General features: G+C 33.2%; 21 protein-coding genes. 3 read left to right on the top strand and 18 right to left on the bottom strand.

Annotation, left to right across the window (positions count from 1 at the left end; all coding sequences use genetic code 11):
* Window positions 1-71: 71 nt before the first annotated feature.
* From CG11_RS03885 to CG11_RS03835, 11 genes are all read right to left on the bottom strand, one after another.
* Window positions 72-923, bottom strand: a complete 852-nt coding sequence (locus CG11_RS03885) for an AraC family transcriptional regulator (RefSeq protein WP_052593336.1) — start codon at window positions 921-923, stop codon at window positions 72-74.
* 133 nt (window positions 924-1,056) lie between these two features.
* Window positions 1,057-1,512 (bottom strand): GNAT family N-acetyltransferase, encoded by a 456-nt coding sequence (locus CG11_RS03880; protein ID WP_052593334.1) that lies wholly within the window; start codon window positions 1,510-1,512, stop codon window positions 1,057-1,059.
* A gap of 122 nt (window positions 1,513-1,634) precedes the next feature.
* Window positions 1,635-2,012: a hypothetical protein gene (locus CG11_RS03875; RefSeq protein ID WP_052593333.1), complete on the bottom strand. Its 378-nt coding sequence runs from the start codon at window positions 2,010-2,012 to the stop codon at window positions 1,635-1,637.
* A 77-nt stretch (window positions 2,013-2,089) separates the two neighbouring features.
* Window positions 2,090-2,932, bottom strand: coding sequence for a DUF5694 domain-containing protein (locus CG11_RS03870; protein WP_052593331.1), 843 nt, complete (start codon window positions 2,930-2,932; stop codon window positions 2,090-2,092).
* Window positions 2,933-3,045: 113 nt separating this feature from the next.
* Entirely contained in the window at window positions 3,046-4,149 is a 1,104-nt protein-coding gene (locus CG11_RS03865; RefSeq protein WP_052593329.1) for a serpin family protein, read from the bottom strand.
* 90 nt (window positions 4,150-4,239) lie between these two features.
* Window positions 4,240-4,725 (bottom strand): DUF6265 family protein, encoded by a 486-nt coding sequence (locus CG11_RS03860; RefSeq protein ID WP_052593327.1) that lies wholly within the window; start codon window positions 4,723-4,725, stop codon window positions 4,240-4,242.
* Window positions 4,726-4,814: 89 nt separating this feature from the next.
* Complete coding sequence (locus tag CG11_RS03855) at window positions 4,815-6,035, bottom strand: DUF418 domain-containing protein (RefSeq protein WP_052593325.1); 1,221 nt, start codon at window positions 6,033-6,035, stop codon at window positions 4,815-4,817.
* Between the two features lie 143 nt (window positions 6,036-6,178).
* A complete protein-coding gene (locus CG11_RS03850) occupies window positions 6,179-6,802 on the bottom strand; it encodes a bifunctional 2-polyprenyl-6-hydroxyphenol methylase/3-demethylubiquinol 3-O-methyltransferase UbiG (protein WP_052593323.1) in 624 nt (207 codons plus the stop codon).
* Window positions 6,803-6,905: 103 nt separating this feature from the next.
* Window positions 6,906-7,754 carry an AraC family transcriptional regulator gene (locus CG11_RS03845; protein WP_052593321.1) on the bottom strand — a complete coding sequence of 283 codons (849 nt, stop codon included), beginning with the start codon at window positions 7,752-7,754 and terminating at the stop codon, window positions 6,906-6,908.
* Window positions 7,755-7,815: 61 nt separating this feature from the next.
* Window positions 7,816-9,240 carry a serine hydrolase gene (locus CG11_RS03840; RefSeq protein ID WP_052593318.1) on the bottom strand — a complete coding sequence of 475 codons (1,425 nt, stop codon included), beginning with the start codon at window positions 9,238-9,240 and terminating at the stop codon, window positions 7,816-7,818.
* Window positions 9,237-9,677: a MarR family winged helix-turn-helix transcriptional regulator gene (locus CG11_RS03835; RefSeq protein WP_052593316.1), complete on the bottom strand. Its 441-nt coding sequence runs from the start codon at window positions 9,675-9,677 to the stop codon at window positions 9,237-9,239. Before CG11_RS03835 ends, CG11_RS03840 begins: the two co-directional genes overlap by 4 nt.
* 318 nt (window positions 9,678-9,995) lie before the next feature.
* On the opposite strand from CG11_RS03835, the gene CG11_RS03830 reads away from it, so the two are divergent.
* Window positions 9,996-11,324 carry a fatty acid desaturase gene (locus CG11_RS03830; RefSeq protein ID WP_052593313.1) on the top strand — a complete coding sequence of 443 codons (1,329 nt, stop codon included), beginning with the start codon at window positions 9,996-9,998 and terminating at the stop codon, window positions 11,322-11,324.
* Window positions 11,325-11,422: 98 nt separating this feature from the next.
* Here the strand turns inward: CG11_RS03830 and CG11_RS03825 are convergent, their stop codons facing one another.
* The 6 genes from CG11_RS03825 to CG11_RS03800 all read right to left on the bottom strand — a co-directional run bounded on the left by CG11_RS03825 (window position 11,423) and on the right by CG11_RS03800 (window position 17,507).
* Entirely contained in the window at window positions 11,423-12,409 is a 987-nt protein-coding gene (locus CG11_RS03825) for a fumarylacetoacetate hydrolase family protein (protein ID WP_052593311.1), read from the bottom strand.
* Between the two features lie 152 nt (window positions 12,410-12,561).
* A complete protein-coding gene (locus tag CG11_RS03820) occupies window positions 12,562-13,545 on the bottom strand; it encodes a hypothetical protein (RefSeq protein WP_052593309.1) in 984 nt (327 codons plus the stop codon).
* On the bottom strand, window positions 13,535-14,500 hold the full coding sequence (locus CG11_RS03815; RefSeq protein WP_156039647.1) for a hypothetical protein: 966 nt from the start codon (window positions 14,498-14,500) through the stop codon (window positions 13,535-13,537). The genes CG11_RS03820 and CG11_RS03815 overlap by 11 nt, the downstream gene beginning before the upstream one ends.
* Window positions 14,501-15,303: 803 nt before the next feature.
* Entirely contained in the window at window positions 15,304-16,314 is a 1,011-nt protein-coding gene (locus CG11_RS03810) for an ADP-ribosylglycohydrolase family protein (RefSeq protein WP_052593305.1), read from the bottom strand.
* Window positions 16,315-16,354: 40 nt separating this feature from the next.
* Complete coding sequence (locus tag CG11_RS03805; protein WP_052593302.1) at window positions 16,355-17,086, bottom strand: hypothetical protein; 732 nt, start codon at window positions 17,084-17,086, stop codon at window positions 16,355-16,357.
* A gap of 61 nt (window positions 17,087-17,147) precedes the next feature.
* Window positions 17,148-17,507 (bottom strand): helix-turn-helix domain-containing protein, encoded by a 360-nt coding sequence (locus CG11_RS03800; RefSeq protein ID WP_052593300.1) that lies wholly within the window; start codon window positions 17,505-17,507, stop codon window positions 17,148-17,150.
* 111 nt (window positions 17,508-17,618) lie between these two features.
* On the opposite strand from CG11_RS03800, the gene CG11_RS03795 reads away from it, so the two are divergent.
* Window positions 17,619-18,008: a hypothetical protein gene (locus tag CG11_RS03795; RefSeq protein WP_052593298.1), complete on the top strand. Its 390-nt coding sequence runs from the start codon at window positions 17,619-17,621 to the stop codon at window positions 18,006-18,008.
* A gap of 11 nt (window positions 18,009-18,019) precedes the next feature.
* Window positions 18,020-18,331, top strand: a complete 312-nt coding sequence (locus tag CG11_RS03790) for a monooxygenase (RefSeq protein ID WP_052593296.1) — start codon at window positions 18,020-18,022, stop codon at window positions 18,329-18,331.
* 260 nt (window positions 18,332-18,591) lie between these two features.
* On the opposite strand, the gene CG11_RS03785 is transcribed toward CG11_RS03790, so the two are convergent.
* Window positions 18,592-19,068, bottom strand: a complete 477-nt coding sequence (locus tag CG11_RS03785) for an Lrp/AsnC family transcriptional regulator (protein WP_052593294.1) — start codon at window positions 19,066-19,068, stop codon at window positions 18,592-18,594.
* Window positions 19,069-19,222: the final 154 nt, after the last annotated feature.

Here is a 19,222-nt window from a genome sequence, read left to right as displayed (position 1 = left end):
ATATTCTATGGTTATGAATTAATAGAATACAAATCAATCTATTTAAAGGATGAAAAGTGGGGTAAAAATTGCTAATTCTTGTTGGGAGAATATTTTAGGAGTGCTTTTCGTAAATTTCGTTCATCTGAAAAGCCAATCATGTTGCTGATGGCTCTATAAGAATAGTTTTGTGCAATTAACTCTTTTGCTTTTTGAAGTCTAAGCTGCAATAAGTATTGATAAGGAGATAGCTGAAAAAGATCTTTAAAGGTTCTTATTAAATGATATTTAGATAAAAATACCTGTGCTGCTAAATCATCCAAACTGATTTTTTCTGTGTAGTTGTCTGTTAAGTAATTTTTAGCCATAGCAGCTCTTCGATATAACTCTTCTTTGGTGGCTTTTTTGACAGAAGCAAGTTGTTGCAATTGACCTTTTAAGATCAATTGGTCTTCAATAATACATTCCGAAAGCGTTAGGTAAAAATCATCAAAGTTAATGGCTTCTTTATTTTCATGCAATTGAAGAATGGAAGAAACATGTTGGGTCAGGAATTTTCCAGTTCGATTTTCTCCAAAATGAAACAAGTTATGAACAAGCCTTATGGCTTTCTTCTCAAAAGGATTATCTATCATAAACTGCAGAGAGGCCATTTTGTAATTGGCTACCTCATTCAGTAATTCTTTTTCAGGAAAAATGCATATTCCTTTGACATTTTTCTTAGAGTCTATGGAAGTCTTAATCCACTCATTATCATCAACCAAAAGATATTGATTGGCAGCTAAAGAATAATTTCTTCCATTGACACTATATTGCTCTTCTCCAGACAATACCATTTTGATTGACGGAGTTTCTGAATGCATTTCACGCTCAAATTTTTTTAAGCTAGAAATAATGAAATTTCCATGAGGATTATTTTGAGATATGTTTTTTAGTTGACTCAACGGAATGACTCGTTTTGTAGAATGTATTTTTAAATCTAGTTTTTCTTATTAAAAATAGCTAAAAAGCCGCAAAGAAGTAACAGAAATAGCTTGCTTTTCTAAAAATAGGCATATGGGCATTGAGTGTTTGGTATCATTTAAAATGCATTTTCATTCCTTCATGTGATGGCTCAAAGCCTAATTCTTTATAAAACTTAAGAGCTTGAGGTCTTTTTTTATCTGTTGTCAGTTGTAGTAAATGAGCCTTTCGTTTTTTAGCCCGATTAATTGCCCATTCAAACATTATTTTGCCTATTCCAAGTCCTCTTTTATCTTTTCTAATTCTTACGGCTTCTATTTGTGCTCTTATCCCTCCTCGATAAGTAAGATATTGGATGAATGACAATTGTAATGTACCGATAATTTCAGAATTTTCAGCCTCGACTACAATTAGTTCTTGATTGTGATCAGCGGTGATGTTTTCAAAAGCATTAAGATACTCTGTTGGCAAAGGTATTTGAAAATTCTCTCTAGTTTTTCCAAGTTTGTCATCAGCAATCATTGCTACAATTTGGGGGAGATCGTTTTTTGTTGCTTGTCTAAATTTCATCTTTAAGTTGCACTTATTTACTAACAATTGTCGTTACGATTTATGTTTTTTGCTACGGCGTAATACTTGTTATTTTTTTTATGATTACTTAAGTGTTTAATAGGGGAACCTGCCCCTTATGCTCACCATACAATATGAGCATCAAATGTATACTTATTGGGCTGCCAAGCATTTTCTTCAATAATTTTGTTTTGTAGAGCTTGAATTTCTTTTGCTGTGCCTTGTACTAAGTATTCCTGATGCTCTTGAGTATAACCCAAGAGTTGAATTTTTAAGGATTGTAAATTAGCTTCGAATGCCACTAAGCCCTTGAAGTCATAGCCGAATTCTAGTAAATCCAAAATTTTATTTTTTGTATCTAGAATCTTTTCATCGACAAACCCATGGGAAGGATGCCTTGTATCGCCAAGTAGTATTCCTGTCAATTCTGCATCAGGGGGAAATAACACGAGAAGATTTTTTAAGGAAGATGCAATAATATGAATGGTGCTTTTGTTCATTTTTATTCTTGTTTGGAGCAATTTTTAGAAGCATAGCTATCTGTCGTTAGCCTACTTGTTAGCCTCTGCATCAGATATTAATCGCTAGGAGTATCTAAATATTTATTGATGTCAATGTATTGTACTTTGAGACTATTTTTATAAAACTCTTTTAGTAAAGAACTATGTCCTGCTCCAATTATAACTAAAACTCTATCTGTCTCAGAGATTAAATCATCAATATTCTTCTTAATATAAATATTTCGTTTCCACCAATTCGCTACATAATCAGAAGCTGGAGAATTCCCTAATTCTGTTATATTAAGGATGTTGTCTAAATAAAGAGCTTTATTGAATATCTCTGAATCTTTGTTGTTTAAGAGTATAAGAGTTTCACCAATTGTATGTTTTTTTAGATATTCTGAATGAGTATTTGCCCAACTTTGAGCACTGTTTATTATAGACTGAAATTGATCGATAAGCTGTTCTCTTGATAAATAGTCAACAAGTTCTTCGTCTCCTAGATCTAATTTGTAATCGATTCCATAAATATGAGAGTGATCAAGTTGTCGAGCAATTCTAAAACCTATTTGATACAATTCATTGCTGGGTAAGGTATATTTTTCAGCCTTAAAGGCTGCCAATCTTTGATTAAGCGTATCCGCATAAGTAGGCTCTCTTTCTACCAAAACTTTTGTAGGTTTAAATTTAATCAAACGCGACACGATATCTTCTATTTCTTGTTGCCTTTTTCTAGAATCAAGGCTATCAATTATAATTGCAGAATAATCCGTTGTATTCGAAAAATGAAAGGTTCCCAAAATACTGATTTGAGGTAAATTTGATTGATCCTGATAATCCAAATTGACTTTTGGTTGCTTATCGATAGGGTGCGAACAACCGATTAAGAAGATGAGTACAATTAATTTTGATAACTTCATTATTCAATGATTATTAATAGTTTGACTTAGAGAAGTCTGTGTGTAGTTGCGTTTTTATGAAGCTTGAGGAACTTCATATATTAACTTTTTTGTATTTATAATAATACAAAAAACTATCTAAAAAAACGCTTTATTTTCTTCCACAAATTATCCGTTGCTTTAAACTCCTTGGGGTTGGTAATAGCTCCTAAAAATAATATAGCATTGCTATTGTTTTCCCTTATTAAAAAAAGGAAAGGTCTATTTGCAATAAATTCTACTTCAAATATTGGTAGATTTCCTATGTCCATAAGGTGAGTAATCGCGGCAGCTTCTGTTCCTTTCTCATTAACTTTTGCAACAATTTCTTGCTTTATTATGCTTTTTCTATCGAAATACGATTCCCCCTTAAACTCAAATAAATCACTGAGACCATTTTTTTCTAAAATTGGATTCAAATCTATTGTTGAGGATACTTCAAATTTAGGGATTGATAGTAAGTAGTTCGATATTTTTTTAAATTTAGAATTTACTCGTATTAAATTTAGGTTGCCTAACTTTGAGATAAAGTGCTCAAAGCTAACTTCTTTATTAGGTAAATACACTTCCAATTGAATATTGTTTTCTTTATATGGTAAAGCGATAGCTTGAAAGCTTTTTTCTTGAAAAAAAGAAATAGGTTCTTTGCTCTGTTTGGAGAGATAACCTACGTTAATTTTTTGACCATTGGTTAAGTAGAATACCTCTGGATAGCTAGGGGAATCAAATTTATTAATCCAAAGGCTTTTAAAATAAAGAGTAGAGAGAAAAATAGAGTTTATCTGAGTAATAGAATCGGGGGGAGGAATATTTTTTATTAGTTTGTTTGTTTTTTGTTTTATCCAAGAATTAACAAGTAGAAGACTTTTTTTTGATGTAAAATCAACTTCAAATATCTCAAAGTAGGGGAATTTTATATTTTGAGGATTAAAAATCTCATTATGCCAAAAAGAGGCAGCGTAATTTAGCTTAGTTTCAGTACTTTTCAAATTTTGTATAACTTCTAGAAATACTTCTCTTGAATAGTCAAAATCTTTGAGAATAGCATTAATTTTTTCTTCTAAATCGGAATTACAATAACAAGCAATAATATCTAAAAATATTAAAAAGGATAAAGGGGAGCAAACTTTATTTGACAAAATGCTGTCATCGCTATCAAGCAACAAAAGGTCTTCTAAAATTTCATCTCTAATTTTCATCTCATCATTTTAAATTGCTATTGATTTATCTGGCTTTTTTTAACTCTATTTGATTGGGGGATAATTTGCGCAGTTTTTCGCCATTTGAATTTAATACACACGCTTCATAAAAAACAACTGTCGATGCTTTTTCCCTTTTCGGATTCCTGAAATTTCTGCAACTAGAGAATCTGAATGGATTTTTGTATAGGAAATAAGTTGAGGAAAGTCATGTTTCAAATTTTCGAAAACCAGTTGATTTTTAGAAACTTTTTTAGCTTTAAAACGAATCGGTAAGCCCTCATTTTGATTTTTGACAGTAGGAATGTAATAAAATGCATTCGATTTTTGAAGCAACTGTATGTGTTCAAAAAATGAAGTATCCTTTTCTTGAATAAGATAGCTTTTGCCAGCGAACTCATGCTCATTGATAGCACTCCAAGTTTCATAAATATTCCCTTGAGGCATTTCGTTTTTCCAAGTCCCGAGCAACCATTTTGCTTTTTGGATAGGATTGTCTTTGGTTGAGGTGCAGGCAAAAAAAAGCGTTGAACCAATACCAATAATTGCAGCAAACAGTTTTATTTTTATTTTCATAATGCTAATTGTTAGCAGGAATAGTTGAACGGTTATTTATTTCCTTTTTCAAGATAGCGTTTTATGGATTATTTTCTAAGTGTATTACTCTATCTTTCTTTAATAGGAAGCAGTTTTTTATACGTTAAACACCTCCATATCCATTCTAATGGACCAAATTGAAAATAAATAAACCAAAGCCTGCTACATATTACTTGAATTATAAAAACCAGAATAGCTGTCATCAACGTTTGAAATGGGCTCAAAGTCTCGTAAAGTTGCCATCCAATGGATGAAAATAACACAAGCCCAATAAAACTTTGGAGTAGGTAATTGGTCAATGCCATTCTGCCTACATACTGTAAGGGAGATAAAACTTTTCTCCATATTGTATGATGCCAAACCCAGCCAAGTAGCCACAAATAAAATAGCCCCATTACTACATCTGATATAACCATTAACTTGACAAAAAACGTTCTTAATAGTTCAATCCGATAGACTTCAAGTTTTGTTAAGATAAATAAAAATAAGATTCTATAGATATTGGTAAGAACTGTTATTAAGAGTATGGGTTTCTTTATTTGTTCTATGAAAGCATCCAACGATTCATAGATCTTGTTTTTACCCAGATAAACCCCGAGTAAGAACATGGATAATGCGATTGGTGCCAAAAAGCCAAACAACATTGGAATGTTAGAAAGATATTCCAATAGTCTTAATTCTACCCCTTGTAGATACGTTCCATTTGTAATTATTTGATGAACACTTGCTCCTGTATAATTACTCAAATATATTTCAGGATGAAAGTTTAAAAGTGTAAAGATCCATTGAAAAAGGTAATCGTAAAAAGGAAAGAAGAGAAAAAAGGCAGATAATGTCAGTATAAACCTGTTGGATTTTCTTATTACTAATGTTGTCAACAGTCCAAGGACAGCATAGAGGTTTAGAACGTCTCCAGACCATAGTAATAGGATGTGTGCAACCCCAAAAAGGAATAAAATGAACATTCTTCTAGCAAAAAAAGAAAATAAGCGATTATTTTTTTGAGATAGCTTCAAGGCTTGCATTGAAATTCCCAAACCAAAGAGCAATGAAAAAATAGGAAAGAATTTTGTGTAGAAAAAAAGTTGTAAAATCCTTTCCGATATTTGATCAATATTAGAAGTCCATTGCTTCGCAAATTCGTCTTGATTAAGAAAAGTCGAATTCATTATGACAATATTAACAACAAAAATACCAAGAATCGCAAAACCTCGGTAAACATCCAATAACTCAATGCGCTTTTTGTTTTTGGTTGGTTGTTTATCTAATTTAAACTCTATATTGTTCATGGTGTCTAATATTCCGTATGCAGGTTTGAATAATTGCTGCAATAAGCACTAAAGATAAATTTTCCTGCAAGCAAAGCGAAGTTTTGAGACGATTTTTCTCAAGAGAACCCTTCTATTTCTATACATTATAGATAGATTAAGAGCTAGCCTTTTCTCCCAACAAATCTTGTCACAGAGCCTTTCCCATTATGATAAATCCCTTCGCACAATTCAACTTCTTTTTCTACCAATTCCAGAATTTCATAATTATTAAAATCCGCCCTTAATTCGTCGGTTGAAAATAATGAGTCTATATTAGATGGTCCTCCAACCTTGGGATTTTTGTGTTGGTAGCTGAGGTGATTTTTACCAAAGGCTTCCAATATCAAGATTCCACCAGACTTCAATTTTTGACTGAGTAGTTTGTGATACTCTGATTTAATAGATGGAGGAAAATGAGCATAAATTAGTGCGACAACGTCAAAGTCATTTTTTTGAAAATTTAAATTGGGGAGTTGCCCAATTTGATAATCAATTGAGACATTCTTTTTATTTGCAAGTTCGATGGCTTTATTTTTTCCTTCTATGCTTATGTCAAATGCAAAAACCTCCCAACCAAGTGTTGCGGCATAAACAGCATTTCTGCCTTCGCCTTCTGCTCCAAAAAGGATTTTCCCAGGCTTTAATTTTAAAATCTGTTCTTTAAAATAGCTATTGGGTTCAATGCCATAAGCAAAGGCATCATTTTTAAACCGTTTGTTCCATTTGTTCAACCAAGTATCTGTCATTTTTTCGTTTTATTAAGATTCTGTATGAATTGTTTTTAAAATCAATCAAAAATAAAACATAAGGGACAGAAACAGATAGGACAAAAATGCAGTTGAGAAGTACTTACTTAAAGTTTTTTCTAAATACTTCAGGTGAGATTCCAGTATGCTTTTTGAAAAAACGAATAAAATAAGAACTGTCTTCGTAGCCTAATTCATAGGCAATTTGATTTATTTGATTAAGTGTTCCTAACAAATTCCTCTTTGCTTCAAGCAAAATCTGCTCATTGAGGATTTGAGAGCTTGTTTTGCCAAGAGTTTCCTTGGTTATTTTATTGAGCTGAAAGGTAGAAAGATGCATCATCTCAGCATATTCTGCTATTGATTTGTGAGAAGAAAGATGATTTTCCACTAATTCCAAAAATTCTTCTAATCTTTCTTGGGAATACAGAGTCTTTTTTGAAACAGTTGACGTATGATGACTTTGCCTGACTATTTCAATAAAGAGAATTTTAAGATTTGCTTTGATAACTTCTTCGTAATGAGCTTGCTTTTGAGAATGCTCCTCATTTATATTGGATAAAATTAAGAGTAGCTTTTGAAATTTTTCAGCGTGGAGTGAGTAATAATTTTTGTGACTTACTTTCTTGAATATAGATTTTGAACTTGCTAGTTGTGGGGAGTAAAAATTTTGATCAAACTGCATAAGATATCCAGCACTCCCTTTTTTGAGTTGAAGCTGATGCACTTGTCCTGGTCGCATAAAGAAAATAGAGTTCTTTTTGACAGGGTATGGTGTGAAGTCAATGATGTGTTCTCCATTGCCATCTTTTAGGAATAAGACAAAGAAAAAAGCATGCCTGTGAAGCTCTTGGATCATATCATTTTCAGAAAGCAAGCTTTCGAGTTTTGTAATATTAAATCTATTTTCTAAAGGACGTTCTTTGATACCTCTTATTGGGATTTTTTGCATTAGCGATTTATCAAGTTTTTGAGTATATATTTTAAAGAATCTAGGTTCAAATGCTACGGTTTTATTTTTCTAGCAATTTGCTCAACTGCTCTTTGGCATTCATATTCTCAGGATTTATCTCTAGGCTTTTGGTATAGTTTTTTATTGCCTTACTTACTTGCCCGTCTTTCATATAGGCTTCCCCTAGAGAATCGTAAGCATCATAAGAGTTTGAAAAAAATAAAACTTCGAGCCTAAATAAATCAATCGCTTTTTTATAAAAACCTCTTTTTATCATCTCATAACCTTTTGTATTTAAGCTTCTTTCGGAGAGTTCCAATTTTTTTGATGTTTGTATTGTCGCTTTTGCTTGCTCAATGCCGTTATTTAGACAGATATTGATCACTTTTTGGGTAAAAAAGTAATTGTTTAATCTAGGAGTATCACCCGAAATAGTTTTCTCAATAAAAAAACGAGCATTATAAAAACCTTGATCTAAGTCTTTATTGGTTAAGAGCGTAACAATATAACCTTGTTGTTCAAAAATGCGCCATTCTACACCTGTGCCAAAATGTCCGCCGCTATGCCCATAAATTCCAGAGCCTTTGGCTCCTGCAAATTGCATTCCGTAGCCATACCAGTGATCGGGCTCTGTTTTCATAAGATTTGTATAACTTTCATTTAGGAGCTTATTATGTTTAAAAGCAGTGGCAAATTTATACAAGTCCTCGGCAGTAGAATACCCACCACCAGCAGGTGTACCTTTGATCCCGCTCATGAAAATTGTTTTTTGGAATTGATTCAAATGAACATCTGATAAGGTATAGTTTTCAGCAACATTGTCAGTGATGTGATCAATGTCAAAATTGCCTGTATTTTGCATATCAGCTATGGAGAAAATATGTTTTTGTATATAGTTATCATAAGGCATTTGGGTAATGGCTTCTATGATTCTGCCAAGTACAATATAGTTGGTGTTGCGATACGCAAATTCTTGACCAGGGGAAAATTCTAAGGGTCTATTTTCGTATAAGTTGGTAAGATCATCTAGTGTTCTGAATTGTTCTTTGGAGGCTTGAGTATATTTTTCATAATGAAAATAATTAGGGAGACCGCTTTTATGCCTTAACAGCAACTCTATGGTAACAGAATCTCGCGCCTTTTGGTTTTGATAGTCAGGAAGGTACTTGCCAATATTATCTTGCAAAGACAATTTACCTTGCTGAATTAAATGAAATATAGCGACAGCAGTGAAGGATTTACCAATAGAAGCATAAGAAAACTTAGTCGCAACATTATTTTTGATTTTGTGTCCCAAATGGGCAAATCCATAAGCTCTTTTGAACAAAATATGATCATCTTTAGCAATTAGAACAACCCCACTAAAGCCTTCTAAAGAGTCTAAATAATTAGCAATTTGTTCGACTTTAGAGTCGGTAGGTTTTGGTGTTTTTTTGCGATTACACGCGCAGCATATTATGACCAATAAAAAAATTAGATGCTTCATTTTTTGGACTGGCAATTTTGGGTTATTTTATGGAGTATTCCATACAGTTGTTTTAGCTCCTCATCTGAAACATTATTTAGTGCGGTATCTCTGTTGTTTTGTATCATTGGTTGCAGCTTTTTTATTGTATTTCTTCCTTTAGCGGTAATTTCTAATTTCGATTTTCGTTTGTCTTGAGCATCTATCGTTTTGACCAAATAGTCTTTTTGAGTCATTAGTTTTACGATTCGTGTCATAGAGGCATAGTCTTTAAAAATCAAATCTGCAATTTCAGTTTGCGTCTTATCATTACCATCTAACATTAATAAAATCAAAGCTTGATCTACCGTAATATCAGGAACAACTTGTGATATATTATGCTGACTTAAGCGGCGATATGCTTTTATGGCTTTCTCTATAGAATAGAGGACGGTGCCAGTAGGAGAGTCAAAATTCATAGTTATTTATTGTGTTAATCAAAGGTGTGAAATTTATTTGATATATCAAATAAATTAACAAAAAAATAAATTTTTAATATTTTTTTCTTCTCTTCTAATAGCACTAGCCATCTGACCGAGGGTATAGCTACAAAGTAGCAGAATAGCGAACTATCGAATCGTATTAGTTAAGATTTGATAAAGCATTTTGGATCTCTTAATAGTAACTTTTCGATAATTTAACTCTTTTCAAAATCAATATTAGCATAAAGTTTAATTTTTGAATATTATATTTATTCTACTCAATTACAATTATTAACCCAATACAATATTTTTAATGTGAATGAATTATCAAAAAAAGAGCTAGCCAAATTGGTGGCTGCTGGAAAGTTATGGGAAATCCACGGCAAGTATTATGATTTTATTCCTTTTATCAAAGAACATCCAGGTGGAAAGCGTTTTTTGTTACAGTGTAGAGGGATGGATGCAACAACCCTTTTGGAAACAACACACCTTTTTGAATCAATTCCGAGAGGGTATTTAAAGATGTATGAAGTAGGGAAGAAGGAGGATTATCAACCTGATTTTGATTGGGATGGAGATGGTTTTTATCCCACCTTAAAAAAGAGAGTACAGGCGTATTTGCTTGATTCCGCCGAAAAAAGAGGCATAAAAGGGAAGGAGAAGCGACTAGCACATCATGGAACCTCTAATTTTCTATTTCGACTGGTCGCTTTGTATGTAATTTTTATAATCGTTTCGATTGGGGCAATAGGATATGGCAATATTTTTTGTGCCTTGATCTGGGGACCCTTAGCATTTGCGATTGGGGGATACGGGCATGAAGCGATGCACGGAGGCGTCTTTGCTTCTTCAAAGGCAAATCGAGTATTAGCATTATTTACATTGGATATTATAACTATTTCGTCTTATGTATTTACGGCGGTGCACGTCCCTTTGCATCATATTGTTACAAATGTTCCAGATAAAGATCCTGATATTGAAGTGCATTTTCCAATGTTAAGACTAAGACAAGAGCACGAGTATTTTTTTTACCATAAATTCCAACATTTTTATGTTATCTTTTTATACATGATCACTCTCCCTATCCTGTCCTATACTGATGTATCTTCTGTCGTTCGTGGAAACTGGATGGGACCCTATGGAAAAATGTCAAAAATTTACCCTTCAGAATTTTTTTTATTGATCCTGTTTAAAGTTATTTCAACAGGATTGTGGTACGTACTGCCGTTTATTTTTTTGGATGTTTTTACAGCTCTACTTGTTATTGGGTGTATGTTAGGAGGGGCAGGGATTATTGTTCAAGCTACTTTTGGTGCTAGTCATCAGTGTGAATTAGCTATGAATGGAGAGAAAAAACCGAGAAAATACCCACGAGATTGGGGGAGTCTACAAGTTGAATCTACTGTAAACTTTGAACATGGTAACTGGTTTCTGACAATGATGACAGGAGGTTTGGGCTACCAGATCGAACACCACCTATTTCCAACAATTTCTTATAGTAGATTGCACGAAATAGCTCCAATAGTAAAGGAGACTTGCAAAGAGTTTGATTTGCCCTATCATTACTATCCAACATTATTTTCTGTTTACAGAGCCCATTTTAGTTATATCAAGAGTATGAGCAAAAAAGTTGCCACTGTCTAAAATAGATATTTTCGAATAGTCTGCCAATAAATAGAGCACACCCCATTCTCTAGCGGACTATTCGAAAATCAAAAAGATAAATTTTATGAAAGCGCAAACTACTTTTGATATTTTGTTACGACTTGATTGATTTTTCCGAAAATAGAATGGCCATTTTTATCTTTCATTTCTATTTCGATTCTATCTCCAAAACTCATAAAAGGGGTAGAGGCTTTTCCATCTTTGATTACTTCCAAACATCGAACTTCTGCCAAACAACTAGAACCGTTAGGGCTTCCTTGATTGGCAACGGTTCCTGATCCAATGACTGTTCCTGCCATTAGCGAACGAGTTTTCGCAGCATGGGCAACCAATTGTCCAAAATCAAATGTCATATCAACCCCAGCATTGGGAGAGCCGATAAGTTGGCCATTTAATGTAGAATATAATGGTAAGTGGAGTTTTCCGTTGTCCCATTCTTCTTTCAATTCATCTAGAGTAACTACTACGGGAGCAAATGTTGTCCAAGGTTTGGATTGGTAAAATCCAAATTGTTTAGATAACTCATTCGGAATAAGATTTCTTAACGAAACATCGTTTATAATAGTCACCAATTTAATGTGTGTCAAAGCTTCTTGGGGGCTAACACCAGCTGGAACATCATCTGTAATAACAGCTACTTCTGATTCAAAATCAATACCCCAATCTTCGGTTTCAATTTCGATAGCATCGTTTGCCCCAATAAATGCATCAGAAGCTCCCATGTACATTAGAGGATCTGTCCAGAAGGATTCAGGTAGTTGAGCATTTCTAGCTTTTCGAACAAGTTCCACATGTGTCACATAAGCACTTCCATCTGCCCAATGATATGCTCTCGGTATTGGAGCCATTACTTTTGCAGTTGAAAAATCAAAAGCAGATTCTAGTTTATTGGCATTCAACTGAGCATAAACTTCTTGCAATTGACTTTCTGTTGCTGACCAGTTGTCTATTGCAGCTTGCATAGTTGCAGCAATTTGGGGAACTTTTACAGCTTTAGTTAGTTCTTTGTTGACAACAACCAATTGACCATCTCTTGTTTGGTTGTCGATAGATGCTAATTTCATTGGTGATTTCTATTTTTGTTAATATTATAGTTATTTAGTATTTAGTTGTGCTGCTACTGCGTGGTTTTGACGAAGTAATGATTATTGCAAACGCTAGCGTATATATTATTCAGAATTGCGCAAAGCTATTTAAAATCTACCAGTATGCAGATTTATTGTTCTATTAATTCACCTGTAGGACTTATTTTGTAATAATCGATCCACGATTGGTTGATCTCTTTGTCCTGTTCAAAATAGATACTGTTCCCTTTTTTAAAAATAGTTATTTTATCCCAGTCAACTAGTATCGAAGCACTACGGCTGTGTTCTGCTTCAATGCCCATGTCCGAATCATTGCAGTTGCAGCCAAGATTTTTAGAACTTTTTAAATTTCCTTTATAATCGAAAATATGCACTAATAACAATTGATCGTCAATACCAAAGGCACCAGGGGAGTAGTATTCTATGGTGAATAAGTAAATATGATGCTCTGTAAAAAAAGCATCTCCATATAAATAACCCGCTTGATCATCATCGAAATTTTCATAGCCACTTTTTTTTAAGTATTGGGCTGCAATTTTTCGATCTATTTTTTGTGTACGCTTCTCATCTAAATCGGAAATTGCAGCAAAATTAGGGATGATAGAAGTTTTATATCCTTTTACAAAAGCTTTGAAATTCTTATTTTGAATGTCCTCCAGTCGATTGGAGTAGTATTGTTGGACGTAAGCGCGCAACTCACAAAGCTCTATTTCAATGGTGTAGGAGCTCCCTTGATTATTAATCCATTCTCCAGTGCTGTTTTCCATGTCAAAAATTAGAGTTCCTGTATGCTTGCCTTTTACAAACTCCTTGAGATAAACTTTTGAGCCTTTTAGAATGCCTTCTAATTGTATAGGGGTATTATATTTAGTGTACAGGTATTCTCCCCATATCTTAGTTTCCTTAGGGTTATAAATATAGGTATTTAGCAAAAAGAATACTCGTTTGTCTTTTCCTAACTTTCCTTCAAAAGCTTTCCACTGTTCGTACTTGTCTTTTTGCCCTTTCATTACATCGCTTTTTAGTTTTGCAATGAATTCTGAATCATACGAGTTTTGAGAAAAACTAAGATGATTAAAGCATATAAAAAATAATAGAACTAATTTAATTTTCATAGTACTCAATTTTATATTGGAGCAGCGATTTTTTTATACCTACATAAAAAACATTAGGATTTCTATCGATTACGAAATCTTCATCTTCAATAGGGGAATATACATTAATCGTTTGCGTTTGGATTAAATTATGGTGTTGGTCATACGAGTAGAGGATAGTTTTATTCTCCATGCCTTTTTTTGTGAATTTGATCAAGTCTTGGTCTTGGTTATATTTAAAATAGTAGTGTGCATCGTCTCCTAGAAAATAGGATAATAATCCTTCTTCATTGTATCGGTAGAATGTAGCCGTAAATCTATTTTTGGAAAGGGGCTTTTTATAATGTTGATGCTTGACAAGTTGTCCTTCATTGTTATAGTCCAGAATATGACGATGGATGGAGTCACAGGAACCATTGTTACTACATTCTAGTTCAAGAATTTGGTGGATTTGTTTATCAGTAGTATAAGAATATTGGCTTATGTATTTAATCAAGAATCTCTTTTCTTGAAATTCTTTTTTTACAATTAGACCATCTTGATTGTAGTAATAGGACTGTCTAGTATCTCCGTTCCCTTTCTTATCTTCAAACGCATGTTCTATGATTTTATCACCCTCATAAAGGACTGTTGATATCCCTTTAAGGTTTTTACTTTTTCCATTTATTTCATAATGTTTGATTTTTACTAATTGTCCCTTCTTTTTATAAATGCATTTTTTTACTTGAAGAAAATTGTTGTCTGTTGTGGGGTAAATATACTGTGTGAGCAGATTGCCACTTTCGTCAAATACATTGGTATTTAAAAGAACAGTATCTTGATAGAGTTGCATTTTTTTTACTTTCCCTTGCAATCCAAAATGCTTAAGTGTTGCTTTAAGCTCCACAATTTGATGGCTCTTCGCAGGAACAGAGAAGAAGCTATTGAAGCTATTTTGTGCACAAGCACAATTGAGTTTCAAAAAGAATAGTAGCACGAGACTTACGATTTGTAATGTTTTTAGAAGCAATGTGTTATTCGTTTTTTTGTTTCAATAGTTCGTTTGGAAATCTTATTGACTTGATAATTAATTAATTAAACCTTTAGCGTGTTTTGTGATAAATTTTTGATTATTAAACTAATATGAATGTGATTTTTTATCTTTTTGGTAACTAAGCGAAGCGATCTCATAAAATAATCAACGACCGCGAAGTAGCAGAGAACCCAGCTTGCTGGCTCATGACCGCAGGGAGTAACTAAGCTAACTACGATGTTTGATAAATGAATTTTTTTATAAAAAAAAGTATCATTTTGATAATTATATACTTTGGTTGTTATGCGGGTATGTATTATGCCTTAACCGCTATTTAAACAATTCATGCACATCAACGATCGTAAATAATAACCCCAGCCTACCAAAGAAACTAATATTGTTCCCATCTTAATCATAGCCACATAGTCAACCTTAAGCCCCCGATTGTTGAAAATAAATAACAACAACCAAAAGATAGCTATAACATAATAAATGATTCCTATAAACCTCCCATCATAATAATGGCTATTAGCAGATGCTTGAGAGTATAACGCAAGTCCAAAGGATGTTAAATGTAGGATAATAAGGGATGGAATAAATCTTTGAAACATTGTTTTTAGAGATTTTGGATTGGCGAAGTTTGACGAATGGTCGTATTCATTGATAGTAAAATCATTTTTCAAAAGTATTAGATATTATATAAGGTTGCACTAACATATGTTAGTTAATTTTAAACAACTGTAAAAGTAAAATACAGTCATACTTGCTTATATATATAAATCAGCAATCTGCTCTAGTTCTTCTTTGTATTCAACTCTTTGAACCCATTCTTTGGGAATAGCTTTAATTCCACAGTAAGCACCACTAAATGCCCCAGTTAAACAAGCTATGGAGTCAGAATCACCAGAAGTAACGACAGCTCTTTTTAGTGCCTTAGCAGGATCGGTAGGATACAATAAAAAACAGAGCAAAGCTGTAGCAAAAGCTTCTTCAGCAACCCATCCTTCGCCACTAATTAAACAAGGATCGACAGTAACGTCATTTTTCTCAACGCCTAATTTTACGTTTAACAGAACGGCAATAATTTGTTCCCAACCAAGTGTCATAAATTCTTTGGGATTTCTGAAAGGAGGTCTATCCCAAATTTCCTTCAAGTAACTTTTATGATAAACTGTTTTTTGGCGCTCGGCATAGACTAATAATTCTTCTAACAACTGACTGTGAGAAACTCCATAGAATAATTTATAAACTGTAATAGCAGTGATTTCAGAAGCAGCTAATGCGGTAGGATGGGCGTGCGTAAGAGCGGATTGAAATTGAGCAATTGCACCAACCTCTTTTTCAGATAGCCCCTTTGCAGCTAGCAAGCCAACAGGAATAACTCTCATATTGGCGCCGCAACCTTTGGAATTTAGGTCGGTTGCTTTTTGCCAATGAATTCCCTTCTCGAGCCTTTCGCAAGATCTGATGCACGTCATTCCTGGTGCTCGGTTATTTAGTGGGTCATTCAGCCATTCAACATAGAACTTCGTCAGGCTCTTTTCTAGAGATTCGGGAGAATAAGCTTCTTCTTCGGCTTCGATAAGTGCTTTAGCCACTGCAATAGCCATTTGAGTGTCGTCTGTGACTAAAATAGGATTACCTTCTGGTTCTTTGGGTCCATTGGGCGGCCATCTTGCTGTAATTTCTTCTATGGTAAGAAACTCTGTAGGGTAGCCATAACCGTCTCCGATAGCCATACCGAATAAGCTACCTCTGATTGAACTAGATTTTTGCATGGGATGTTGGTTTTTTTTAATAAATAGATGGAGGAATGATTTAATCTACTTTGAAAGCGTATTTATTGACTTCGTCAAAGTCAGAACCTATTATTTTATAATAAATTCCTTTTTTATCTTTTATGATGTAATAATAAGTATAAGAAGTTTTGTCAACCACAATCCTATCAATGACTAGGTATTCACTAAATAGAGTAACTGTTTCTTTGGTCATAATATTTGTCAAGTCTATTTTATGAGCAAAAAATGATTGACCAATTTTAGATTTTTCTTTCTCATAAAAACCTAAGGTTAAAAAAGGAAAAGGATTTGGTGCTGTTGGGTTAAATTTAAAATAAACAGTTGCACCTCGTTTTTTGTCCAACAATTTAAAGAAATAAGAAGACTGCCTTTTCACAACATCTTGAACATAGAAATAATGCCCTAACAAGCTATCTTTATTAGAGGAATTGCTAAACTCATAAGGATGAGGAAAGTAGGTTTCTGTAGTTTGTGTTTTGTTCTTTTTTGCTGTTTTTTTAGTTGGCGGATGGATGTTGTTAGAAGGCAATCGTGTTCTTAAATGAATACTAAAATATGTGGGTTGAACTTTGGCCACGAGAAGTGTTTGTCCTTTAAATGACCGAATATTTTTTAAAGTAGGATAGTTGTTGGTCGAATCATAAGGATAGAATGTTGTGTCCTTTACATTGTCTATATTTTCAAAGGCTACTTGGGCTAATACTTGTGCATTTATAAAAAGAAGTAAAACTATACTAGAATAGTATTTCATATGTAATTAGGTTATGAAACTAATGGTTGATTTTGGATTAAATAGAAGAATAGGAGGCATTTTATTTCTTGAAAATCTCTTTTCGATGATGTATTCCCCAGTCAATAATTTCTACTATTAAATTATTTAAGGTCTTTCCATGTTCTGTAATGGCATATTCAACCGTAATAGGTTTGGTATCTTTTACAGTGCGAGAAATTAGTTTGTTCATTTCAAGCTCCTGTAGGTCATTGGATAATTTTTTAGGAGCAATCCCATCCAAAATTCTTTTCAACTGCATAAATCTCAGTGTGCCACTGCGTATCAATGCTCCTATGATTTGTATTTTCCATTTGCCTGAAAGTAATTCCATGGTATCCTTAATAGCTTTTAAATCTCGGACACACTCCTGTGATAGATCATCGTGTTGCTTAATTCTCATTATAATATTGATTATTAGTTTCCTAAAGGAAACTAGTAGTTTTTTTAAAGTTAGTATCAAAAGTAAACTATTTGATCTACATTTGAACTATAAATTAAAAAAAAAAGAATCATGAGCAACAAAACATTTTTGACCATTCATGGAATGGTTTACGCAATTTTTGGATTGGGTTTATTTTGTATTCCTAATTTATTATGGCCTTACTATGGTCTTCAACTGAATGATGAGTATAGCGTTTTCCTATCTCAGCATACAACCATTTTCTTAATGGGAATTGCAACAATCTCTTTTTTATTTAGGGATGTAGAAGAAAAAAGCGTTTATGCAAAGAAGATCTTAACAGGATTGTTATGGACAAATATTTTAGGAGTCGTAATAACGCTTTATGCCGTGTACATAGGAGTTTTTTATGGACTTGGATGGTCGGACCCTGCATTTTTTAGTTTTTTCTCTATTCTGTGTTTTATCAATCTGAGACGAAATCAACAACCAAACAATTAAAAATTAATACAATGAGTAAACAGAAAATTTGGGATTTGCATTTGAAATATAATGGTCCAATAACGGAAGAATTCATAGAAGGCAACAAGCAGTTGGCAGAGAGTATAGCAAAAGAAGAAGGTATTATTTGGAAAATATGGACGCATGAAGAAGGGACAAGTCATTATGGGTCAACTTATTTGTTCAAAAATTTAGATTGTTTAACTAAGTACAAAGAGATGCATATCAAAAGATTAAATGCCATTGGTATAACTGATATTACAGAATATACCTTTGATATTTTGGAAGATTTGAGTAAGATCAATCATGCACCGATAGAATGAACAGACCGATAATTACAGTACTTAGTCGCAAATAGCTTTGTAGTAAAAAAGGACTGTATTATGGTTAGAATTAAAACGGTGTTGGGAGTTAGGCTCCTAGCACCTTGTTCTTTTGTTTTCGGGTTTTATTTTCTTTTTCTAGATTGAATATGAAGCAAGTATTTCTAAAGTCTAGAGAACATTGCTGAAACAACTGTTAAAAAAAAAGTGGTTCAAGAACAACCTTGAACCACTTTCAATCAATTGATAATTGCCAATCTCTATTCTTTTTCTTTGTTCAAACCGCTAAGTTTGACTTTTGTCGAGTACTTGATTTCTTCTAAAACAATTTGGCTATCAATGTCGCTGATGTTTCGAATAGCCGCAACTTCATTGACTAAAAAATCTCTATACTCTTTAATATTTGCAAACCTCACTTTAGCCAAAAAGTCAAAACTTCCCGATGTGTGATAAAACTCAGATACTTCATCTAGAGATTCCATACTTTTTACGAACTTATCTCGTACTTCTTTATAATGGTCTTTGATAGTGATGTTCATAAAAACAATAATGTTTTTATGAAGCAAATCTGTATTCAGCAAAGCAACATATTGTTTAATATATCCTGCTTTTTCTAATTTCTTGATGCGTTCGTAAACGGGAGTAGTGGTTAAAGACAATTCTGTTGCCATTTCTTTGGCTGTTCTACCAGAATTGCTTTGAAGCATATCAAGAATTTTTAAATCAATCTGATTCATTAATAGTAAAATATTTTCTTTAGATGAACAATCCGTAAAACTTGTCTGAGTTTCAGTAGAAAATCACTATTTAAACTGCAAACGACTATTAAAGGTAATCAAAAAGAAAAAAAATTAGGCAAGTGAGTAGAGAATGTTTTGCAATCTAAAGACA

The organism is Aureispira sp. CCB-QB1 (assembly GCF_000724545.1).
Taxonomy (GTDB): Bacteria; Bacteroidota; Bacteroidia; order Chitinophagales; family Saprospiraceae; genus Aureispira.
Note: the sequence above shows the minus strand (reverse complement) of the source record. Positions and strands in the feature narration are given on the sequence as shown.

Coding starts and splice junctions, on each gene's coding strand:
- CG11_RS03825 (WP_052593311.1), bottom strand. CDS start 12,409: ATGAAATTAGCATCTATCGACAACCAAACAAGAGATGGTCAATTGGTT.
- CG11_RS03845 (WP_052593321.1), bottom strand. CDS start 7,754: ATGCAAAAAATCCCAATAAGAGGTATCAAAGAACGTCCTTTAGAAAAT.
- CG11_RS03840 (WP_052593318.1), bottom strand. CDS start 9,240: ATGAAGCATCTAATTTTTTTATTGGTCATAATATGCTGCGCGTGTAAT.
- CG11_RS03875 (WP_052593333.1), bottom strand. CDS start 2,012: ATGAACAAAAGCACCATTCATATTATTGCATCTTCCTTAAAAAATCTT.
- CG11_RS03820 (WP_052593309.1), bottom strand. CDS start 13,545: ATGAAAATTAAATTAGTTCTATTATTTTTTATATGCTTTAATCATCTT.
- CG11_RS03880 (WP_052593334.1), bottom strand. CDS start 1,512: ATGAAATTTAGACAAGCAACAAAAAACGATCTCCCCCAAATTGTAGCA.
- CG11_RS03835 (WP_052593316.1), bottom strand. CDS start 9,677: ATGAATTTTGACTCTCCTACTGGCACCGTCCTCTATTCTATAGAGAAA.
- CG11_RS03810 (WP_052593305.1), bottom strand. CDS start 16,314: ATGCAAAAATCTAGTTCAATCAGAGGTAGCTTATTCGGTATGGCTATC.
- CG11_RS03800 (WP_052593300.1), bottom strand. CDS start 17,507: ATGAGAATTAAGCAACACGATGATCTATCACAGGAGTGTGTCCGAGAT.
- CG11_RS03850 (WP_052593323.1), bottom strand. CDS start 6,802: ATGACAGATACTTGGTTGAACAAATGGAACAAACGGTTTAAAAATGAT.
- CG11_RS03860 (WP_052593327.1), bottom strand. CDS start 4,725: ATGAAAATAAAAATAAAACTGTTTGCTGCAATTATTGGTATTGGTTCA.
- CG11_RS03805 (WP_052593302.1), bottom strand. CDS start 17,086: ATGAAATACTATTCTAGTATAGTTTTACTTCTTTTTATAAATGCACAA.
- CG11_RS03855 (WP_052593325.1), bottom strand. CDS start 6,035: ATGAACAATATAGAGTTTAAATTAGATAAACAACCAACCAAAAACAAA.
- CG11_RS03865 (WP_052593329.1), bottom strand. CDS start 4,149: ATGAAAATTAGAGATGAAATTTTAGAAGACCTTTTGTTGCTTGATAGC.
- CG11_RS03870 (WP_052593331.1), bottom strand. CDS start 2,932: ATGAAGTTATCAAAATTAATTGTACTCATCTTCTTAATCGGTTGTTCG.
- CG11_RS03790 (WP_052593296.1), top strand. CDS start 18,020: ATGAGTAAACAGAAAATTTGGGATTTGCATTTGAAATATAATGGTCCA.
- CG11_RS03785 (WP_052593294.1), bottom strand. CDS start 19,068: ATGAATCAGATTGATTTAAAAATTCTTGATATGCTTCAAAGCAATTCT.
- CG11_RS03795 (WP_052593298.1), top strand. CDS start 17,619: ATGAGCAACAAAACATTTTTGACCATTCATGGAATGGTTTACGCAATT.